This window comes from Streptomyces pathocidini, from assembly GCF_001418495.1.
Lineage (GTDB): Bacteria > Actinomycetota > Actinomycetes > Streptomycetales > Streptomycetaceae > Streptomyces > Streptomyces pathocidini.
This window is the reverse complement of the sequence record NZ_LIQY01000360.1, coordinates 1-8,793: the sequence shown is the minus strand read 5'-3', so window position 1 is coordinate 8,793 and position 8,793 is coordinate 1. Positions and strand designations below refer to the sequence as shown.

Here is an 8,793-nt window from a genome sequence, read left to right as displayed (position 1 = left end):
CGCACGAGCTGCGCACCCCGCTCAACTCGCTGCTGATCCTGGCCAAGCTGCTCGCCGACAACGCCGACGGGAACCTCTCGCCGAAGCAGGTGGAGTTCGCCGAAACGATCCACGGCGCGGGCTCGGACCTGCTCCAGCTCATCAACGACATCCTCGACCTGTCCAAGGTCGAGGCGGGCAAGATGGACGTCAGCCCCACCCGTATCGCCCTGGTGCAGCTGGTGGACTACGTCGAGGCCACCTTCCGGCCGCTGACCGCGGAGAAGGGCCTGGACTTCGCCGTACGGGTCTCGCCCGAGCTGCCCGCCACGCTGCACACCGACGAGCAGCGGCTGCTGCAGGTGCTGCGCAACCTGCTGTCCAACGCGGTGAAGTTCACCGACGGCGGGGCCGTGGAGCTCGTCATCAGGCCCGCAGGCCCGGACGTGCCGGCCGCCATCCGCGAACAGCTGCTGGAGCACGGCTCGCTGCGCGACCCCGACTCCGAGATGATCGCGTTCTCGGTGACCGACACCGGCATCGGCATCGCGGCCAGCAAGATGCGGGTCATCTTCGAGGCGTTCAAGCAGGCCGACGGCACGACCAGCAGGAAGTACGGCGGTACGGGTCTGGGGCTGTCCATCAGCCGGGAGATCGCGCGGCTGCTGGGCGGCGAGATCCACGCGGCCAGCGAGCCCGGCCGCGGCTCCACCTTCACGCTCTACCTTCCGCTCAACCCCAGCGAACTCCCGCCCCAGGGCTACCCGCAGCTCGCCCCCGCCGGCCCCACCGGCGCGGCCGCGATCGCGGCGCCCGCGGGCGACCCGCTGCTCGGGGCGCGCGCCGCCGAGGGCGAGGCGGAGGCCGGCGAGGGCGGCGGCGAGGAGGCGGCGGCGCAGCCGCCGGCCCAGCGCGGCGCCGCCGGTCTGTCGCGGCTGCGCCGCAGGACCGCGGCGGCGGCCGAGCAGGCGGCCGCGGCGGCCGGGGCGCCGGGGGCGTCCGTGCGGATGCCGGAGGAGGCCTGGCTCGGCAAGGGCCGGGACTTGGTGGAGCGCGGCTTCGAGGGCGGCTTCCACGGCGAGAAGGTGCTGATCGTCGACGACGACATCCGCAACGTCTTCGCGCTGACCAGCGTGCTGGAGCAGCACGGCCTCTCGGTGCTGTACGCGGAGAACGGCCGCGAGGGCATCGAGGTGCTGGAGCAGCACGACGACGTGGCGGTCGTTCTGATGGACATCATGATGCCGGAGATGGACGGTTACGCGACGACGGCCGCGATCCGCCGCATGCCCCAGTTCGCGGGGCTGCCGATCATCGCGCTGACTGCGAAGGCGATGAAGGGGGACCGGGAGAAGAGCATCGAGTCGGGGGCCTCCGACTACGTGACGAAACCGGTCGACACGGACCACCTGCTCTCGGTGATGGAGCAGTGGATGCGATCGGCCGCGGAGTGAGGGCGACGGGAGGCGAATGGAAACGCGGGAAGCGGGGAACCTTCTGGCGTCCCACCGCGTTTCTGCCTACGTGCACAGTGACATCACGGTGACAGGGTGTGGCGACAGGCGGGGTGCGGCTACCATGACCGGCACAAGGACGGGCGGCGCCAGGGAGTCGTCCCTTGGGGCGGCGTCCGGTGCTTCCCCAGGCTCGACGAGCAAGGGACACCCCACGCCGGGGCGAGGAGGGCGGGCCATGGTGCAGAAGGCCAAGATCCTCCTGGTCGATGACCGGCCGGAGAATCTGCTGGCGCTGGAGGCCATTCTCTCCGCGCTCGATCAGACGCTGGTACGGGCATCGTCAGGGGAGGAAGCGCTCAAGGCGCTGCTGACGGACGACTTCGCGGTGATCCTGCTGGACGTCCAGATGCCAGGAATGGACGGTTTCGAGACCGCCGCGCACATCAAGCGGCGGGAGCGGACCCGTGACATTCCCATCATCTTTCTGACCGCCATCAACCACGGACCGCACCACACGTTCCGTGGTTACGCGGCGGGGGCGGTGGACTACATCTCCAAGCCCTTCGACCCATGGGTGCTGCGGGCGAAGGTGTCGGTCTTCGTCGAGCTGTACATGAAGAACTGCCAGCTGCGGGAGCAGGCGGCGCTGCTGCGGCTGCAGTTGGAGGGCAACCGGCCCGGCGCCGACGACGAGGCCAAGGAGCCCGCCGGGCTGCTGGCCGAGCTGTCCGCACGGCTGGCGGCCGTCGAGGAGCAGGCCGAGGCGCTGTCGAAACAGCTCGACGAGTCCGCCGACGCGGCCGCGGTGGCCACCGCGGCCCATCTGGAGCGCAAACTCACGGGCCTCCGCCGGGCCCTTGACGCCCTCGAACCGGGGGCGGGCAGTGGCGCGACCCCACTGCCCTCCCAGAGCTGAACCGGACATGACGGGCAGGGGCCCGCGCCGCCGTCGCCACGGCGGCGCGATCTCCCTTGCTGCATCCGCCGATTGACGGGGCGTCACCGGCCGGACCGTCCGTACACCCCGTCAATCCGGAGGGCGGACCGGGCGACACGAACGGGTTAACGCCTGGGCGCGGGTGTTCCGGCCGCCTCACACCGGTAACCTCGCACTCATGGCCTCACGTACGTCCGGCAAGGGTTCCCGGTCCACGACGGGCAGCCCGAAACCGCGCGCGGGCCGTACGGGTGGCGCCGCGAAGAAGGCGCCTGCCCAGAAGGCGGCGGCACCCGCCAAGAAGCGGTCCCCTGCGAAGCGGGCGCCCGCCAAGAAGGCCGCGCCCAAGCCCGCACCGTCCCCAACGGGCGGCGTCTACCGGCTCACTCGCGCCGTGTGGCTCGGCCTGGCCCACGCGGTCGGCGCCATGTTCCGCGGAGTCGGCCGGGGCGCCAAGGGACTTGACCCCGCCCACCGCAAGGACGGGCTCGCGCTGCTGCTGCTCGGCGTCGCCCTGGTCATCGCCGCCGGCACCTGGTCGAACCTGCACGGCCCCGTCGGCGACCTGGTGGAGATGCTGGTGACCGGCGCCTTCGGGCGGCTCGACCTGCTCGTGCCGATACTCCTCGGCGCCATCGCCGTACGCCTGATCCGGCACCCGGAGAAGCCGGAGGCCAACGGGCGGATCGTCATCGGTCTTTCGGCGCTGGTGATCGGTGTCCTCGGCCAGGTCCACCTCGCCTGCGGCGCCCCGGGCCGCGAGAAGGGCACCGAGGCGATCCAGGACGCGGGCGGGCTCATCGGCTGGGCCGCCTCGACGCCCCTGCTCTTCACGGTCGGCGAGATGCTGGCCGTACCGCTGCTGGTCCTCGTCACCCTCTTCGGCCTGCTCGTCGTCACCGCCACCCCCGTCAACGCCATCCCGCAGCGGCTGCGCCTGCTCGGCACCAAGCTCGGCCTCGTACCGGACACCTCCGAGCCGCTGGACGGCGCGGAGGGCGACGACGAGCGGTACGACGACCAGTGGCGCGAGCAGTCCTCCCCGAAGGCGCGACGCGGCGCCTCACGCCGCTTCTCGGGTTCCGCTGCCCTCGACCCGGACAGCGCCGAGGAGGCGGCCCTCTCCAAGCGCCGTGCCCCGCGCGGGAGTTCGCCCCTCCACCCCGCCGCGGAGGGCCGGCAGCTGGACGCCGTCGACGTGGCCGCCGCGGCCGCGGCGGCGCTGGACGGCGCCGTCCTGCACGGCATGCAGCCCTCGCCGCTGGTGGCCGACCTCAGCCACGGCATCGCCACGGACCGGGACGGGGCGGAGTACACCGTCGAGGTGCCCGGCGCCCGCGAGGCCGACTCCGAGCCGCCCGCCGCCCGCGCCGGCTCCGTCGTCCCGGACCTGACGAAGGCCGCCCCCACCGCCTCGGACGGGCTCCCGCCGCGCGCCGAACAGCTCCAGCTCTCCGGCGACATCACCTACTCCCTGCCCTCCCTCGACCTGCTGGAGCGGGGCGGCCCCGGCAAGACGCGCAGCGCCGCCAACGACGCCGTGGTCGCCTCGCTCTCCCGGGTCTTCGAGGAGTTCAAGGTCGACGCCGCCGTCACCGGCTTCACCCGCGGTCCGACGGTCACCCGCTACGAGGTCGAGCTGGGCCCGGCCGTCAAGGTCGAGCGGATCACCGCGCTCACCAAGAACATCGCGTACGCGGTGGCCAGCCCCGACGTGCGGATCATCAGCCCGATCCCCGGCAAGTCGGCGGTCGGCATCGAGATCCCCAACACCGACCGCGAGATGGTCAACCTCGGCGACGTGCTGCGCCTCGCGGACGCCGCGGGCGACGAGCACCCGATGCTCGTCGCGCTCGGCAAGGACGTCGAGGGCGGCTACGTGATGGCCAACATCGCGAAGATGCCGCACGTCCTGGTCGCGGGCGCCACGGGCTCCGGAAAGTCCTCCTGCATCAACTGCCTGATCACCTCGGTCATGGTCCGTGCGACCCCCGAGGACGTGCGCATGGTGCTCGTGGACCCCAAGCGCGTCGAGCTCACCGCGTACGAGGGCATCCCGCACCTGATCACGCCGATCATCACCAACCCCAAGCGGGCCGCCGAGGCGCTGCAGTGGGTCGTGCGCGAGATGGACCTGCGCTACGACGACCTCGCGGCGTACGGCTACCGGCACATCGACGACTTCAACGCGGCCGTGCGCAGCGGCAAGGTGAAGCCGCCCGAGGGCAGCGAGCGCGAGCTCAGGCCGTACCCGTACCTGCTGGTGATCGTCGACGAGCTGGCCGACCTGATGATGGTCGCGCCGCGCGACGTCGAGGACGCGATCGTGCGGATCACCCAGCTCGCGCGCGCGGCCGGCATCCACCTCGTGCTGGCCACCCAGCGGCCGTCCGTCGACGTCGTCACCGGCCTGATCAAGGCGAACGTGCCGTCACGGCTCGCCTTCGCGACCTCCTCGCTGGCCGACAGCCGGGTCATTCTCGACCAGCCCGGCGCCGAGAAGCTGATCGGCAAGGGCGACGGCCTGTTCCTGCCGATGGGGGCGAACAAGCCGACCCGTATGCAGGGCGCCTTCGTGACCGAGGCCGAGGTCGCCGCCGTCGTCCGGCACTGCAAGGAGCAGATGGCGCCGGTCTTCCGGGACGACGTCGTGGTCGGCTCCCAGCAGAAGAAGGAGATCGACGAGGAGATCGGCGACGACCTCGACCTGCTGTGCCAGGCGGCGGAGCTCGTGGTCTCCACCCAGTTCGGCTCGACCTCGATGCTCCAGCGGAAGCTGCGGGTCGGGTTCGCCAAGGCCGGGCGGCTGATGGACCTCATGGAGTCGCGCGGCGTCGTCGGCCCGAGCGAGGGGTCCAAGGCGCGCGACGTGCTGGTGAAGCCGGACGAACTCGAAGGAGTGCTGGCCGTGATCCGTGGAGAGACTCCTTAACAGGATCCGGCGCTCTAGGATGAGGAAGCGAGCAACCGTTTCCTCTGCCGATACGTCAAGTTGCAGGGAAAGACGAGCGGGTAGGGAATCCTGAGGATGGCACGGCCGTCCTGATGGCGTAAGGACTTCCGTCCCCCGGTTGCCCCACCCTTTCGTACCACCCCTAGACTGAGTCCCCAGCACAGGTGGCTACACGCTCGAAAGGCGCCCCCGTGTCCATCGGCAACTCCCCCGCAGACGACCGGCCTTCCGCCGAGTACGACGACCGTCCCTCGGTCGGGCGCGCGCTGCAGAAGGCGCGCATCGACTCCTCGCTGACCGTCGACGAGGTCAGTTCCAGAACGCGGGTGCGCATCCCCATCGTCCATGCCATCGAACAGGACGACTTCACCCGCTGCGGCGGTGACGTTTACGCGCGCGGCCACATCCGTACGCTCGCCCGTGCGATGGGGATCGATCCGGCGCCGCTGATCGAGCAGTACGACGCCGAGCACGGCGGGCGGCCCGCGCCGACCCCGGCGGCGCCGCTGTTCGAGGCGGAGCGGATGCGGCCCGAGCCGCGGCGCCCGAACTGGACGGCGGCGATGGTCGCGGCGATCGTCGTGGTGGTCGCGTTCGTGGGGTTCACGCTCTTCAGCGGCGGCGACGAGGGCGGGAGCACGGTGGCGAGCGACACCGGCTCCTCCCAGAAGCCCAGCTCCACCCCGAGCGCGGCGAAGACCAAGGAGGTCCTGCCGCCCGAGCCGTCGGACAGCGCCATCGCGGCCGCCCCGGCCGACAAGGTCACCGTCAAGCTGATCGCGCAGGACGGCACCAGCTGGGTCTCGGCCAAGGACCACAGCGGCCGGCTGATCTACGAGGGCGTCCTCAAGGACGGCGCCTCCGAGACGTTCACGGACGAGCAGCAGGTCGACCTCGTGCTGGGCAACGCGGGCGCCGTGCAGATCTTCGTGAACGGCAAGGAGATCGACGAGCGCTACGAGAAGGGCCACGTTGAGCGGCTCAGCTACACCAAGGGCGACCCGGCCCAGGGCTGACCCCAGAACTGTCCGTTCCGGCCCACGCGCGCGTGCCATCGCGCGGCGTGGGCCGCGGTGCGTTCGGGGCGGTGCGGCCGGGGGCCGCGGCCGTGGGGCCGCTGTCATCCGGCTGCCGCGCGGCCGTCATGTGGCCGTCGTGTGGCTGCCGTGCGGCTGTCGTGGGCGGGAACCCCTGGCAGCGGGGGGTGTCAGCGGGACGAAGTAGGCTGACCCCATGCCCGAACCCCGTACCGTCGCTCTCGTCACCCTTGGCTGCGCCCGCAACGAGGTGGACTCCGAGGAGCTCGCAGGCCGCCTGGCGGCGGACGGGTGGGAACTCGTCCCGGAAGCCGCCGCCGCCGATGTCGCCGTCGTCAACACCTGCGGCTTCGTCGAGGCCGCCAAGAAGGACTCGGTGGACGCCCTCCTGGAGGCCAACGACCTGAAGGGGCACGGCCGTACGCAGGCGGTGGTCGCGGTCGGTTGCATGGCGGAGCGGTACGGCAAGGAGCTCGCACAGGCGCTTCCCGAGGCCGACGGCGTGCTCGGGTTCGACGACTACGCGCACATCTCCGACCGGCTGCAGACCATCCTCTCCGGCGGTGTCCACGCCCCGCACACCCCGCGCGACCGGCGCAAGCTGCTGCCGGTCAGCCCGGTGGAGCGGCAGGGCGCCGACGTGGCGCTGCCCGGGCACGGAACCGTCACTGAGCTCCCCGAGGCCCCCGAGGACCTGCCCGAGGGCGTCGCGCCCGCCTCCGGGCCTCGCGCGCCGCTGCGCCGCCGCCTGGAAGCAGGCCCGGTCGCTTCGGTCAAGCTGGCCTCCGGCTGCGACCGGCGCTGCTCGTTCTGCGCGATCCCGGCCTTCCGCGGCTCCTTCGTCTCCCGGCGCCCCTCCGACGTGCTCACCGAGACGCGGTGGCTGGCCGAGCAGGGCGTCAAGGAGATCATGCTGGTCTCCGAGAACAACACCTCGTACGGCAAGGACCTCGGCGACATCCGGCTGCTGGAGACGCTCCTGCCGGAGCTCGCGGCGGTCGACGGGATCGAGCGGGTCCGGGTCAGCTACCTCCAGCCCGCCGAGATGCGCCCCGGGCTCATCGACGTGCTGACCTCGACGCCCAAGGTCGCCCCGTACTTCGACCTGTCCTTCCAACACTCGGCGCCCGGAGTGCTGCGCGCCATGCGCCGGTTCGGCGACACCGACCGCTTTCTCGGCCTGCTGGAGCAGGTCCGGGCCAAGGCCCCGCTGGCGGGCGCCCGCTCGAACTTCATCGTCGGGTTCCCCGGCGAGACCGAGCAGGACCTGGCCGAGCTGGAGCGCTTTCTGACCGGTGCCCGGCTGGACGCGATCGGGGTCTTCGGATACTCCGACGAGGACGGCACCGAGGCCGCCAGCTACGACGGCAAGCTGCCCGAGGACGTGGTCGCCGAGCGGCTCGCCCACATCTCGCGGCTCGCGGAGGAACTGACCGCGCAGCGCGCCGAGGAGCGGCTGGGCGAGACCGTGGAAGTGCTCGTCGAGAGAGCCGAGGACGAGGACGAAGGCGACGGCGTGGTCGGGCGCGCGGCCCACCAGGCGCCGGAGACCGACGGGCAGGTGCGCCTCGCGGCATCGCGGGGGCTGGCCCCCGGCCGTATGGTCGAGGCGAAGGTGGTGGCCACCGAGGGCGTCGACCTGGTCGCCGAGGTGCTGGCAACCGCCGGAGCTGTGGTGGACGGAGCGTGTCCCGGCGAGGAGGCGGCCAGATGACCGGAGTCCCCGCTTCCGCAGCCGGCGGTGCCGGGCGTGCTCCGCTGCGGGGAGGCTCATTGAGCAAGCCGACGGTCCCTCAGCCCGCGCTATGGAACATCGCCAACATACTCACCATGGTCCGGCTGCTCCTTGTGCCCGGATTCGTGTTGTTGCTGCTGCACAACGGCGGCTACGACCCGGCCTGGCGGGCCTTCGCCTGGGCGGCGTTCGGGATCGCCATGATCACCGACCTGTTCGACGGCCATCTGGCCCGCCGGTACAACCTGGTCACCGACTTCGGCAAGATCGCCGACCCGATCGCCGACAAGGCGATCATGGGCGCGGCCCTGATCTGCCTCTCGGCCCTCGGCGACCTGCCCTGGTGGGTCACGGGCGTGATCCTCGCCCGGGAGCTCGGCATCACCTTGATGCGGTTCTGGGTCATCCGGCACGCCGTCATACCGGCCAGCCGCGGCGGCAAGCTGAAGACGCTCGCTCAGGGCACCGCGGTCGGGATGTACGTCCTCGCCCTCACCGGGCCGCTGGCCACCCTGCGGTTCTGGGTGATGGCCGTGGCGGTGCTGCTGACCGTGGCGACCGGCCTGGACTACGTACGGCAGGCGGTCGTCCTGCGGCGGGCCGGGCTCGCCGCGGAGCGCGAGCGGGCGGACGGGAAGGCCGAGCGGGCCGGGGGCACGGCGCGGTGAGCGGCGCGCGGCCCGGGAACGAGAGGG

Annotated in this window: 6 protein-coding genes; all 6 read left to right on the top strand. The window is 71.8% G+C overall.

Annotated features, from left to right (window positions below):
* The coding region (locus tag AOK16_RS17250; protein ID WP_157859239.1) for an ATP-binding response regulator at positions 1-1,433 on the top strand (1,433 nt) is incomplete at its 5' end.
* A 238-nt stretch (positions 1,434-1,671) separates the two neighbouring features.
* On the top strand, positions 1,672-2,352 hold the full coding sequence (locus tag AOK16_RS17245) for a response regulator (RefSeq protein WP_055473130.1): 681 nt from the start codon (positions 1,672-1,674) through the stop codon (positions 2,350-2,352).
* A gap of 199 nt (positions 2,353-2,551) precedes the next feature.
* Positions 2,552-5,305, top strand: a complete 2,754-nt coding sequence (locus AOK16_RS17240; protein ID WP_055473129.1) for a DNA translocase FtsK — start codon at positions 2,552-2,554, stop codon at positions 5,303-5,305.
* Between the two features lie 212 nt (positions 5,306-5,517).
* The gene (locus AOK16_RS17235) at positions 5,518-6,342 is read left to right on the top strand and encodes a helix-turn-helix domain-containing protein (RefSeq protein ID WP_055473128.1); all 825 of its coding nucleotides are present in this window, start codon (positions 5,518-5,520) and stop codon (positions 6,340-6,342) included.
* Positions 6,343-6,559: 217 nt separating this feature from the next.
* Positions 6,560-8,077: a 30S ribosomal protein S12 methylthiotransferase RimO gene (rimO, locus tag AOK16_RS17230; RefSeq protein ID WP_055473127.1), complete on the top strand. Its 1,518-nt coding sequence runs from the start codon at positions 6,560-6,562 to the stop codon at positions 8,075-8,077.
* Positions 8,074-8,766, top strand: a complete 693-nt coding sequence (gene pgsA / locus AOK16_RS17225) for a CDP-diacylglycerol--glycerol-3-phosphate 3-phosphatidyltransferase (protein WP_055473126.1) — start codon at positions 8,074-8,076, stop codon at positions 8,764-8,766. Before rimO ends, pgsA begins: the two co-directional genes overlap by 4 nt.
* The last annotated feature ends 27 nt before the right edge of the window (positions 8,767-8,793 follow it).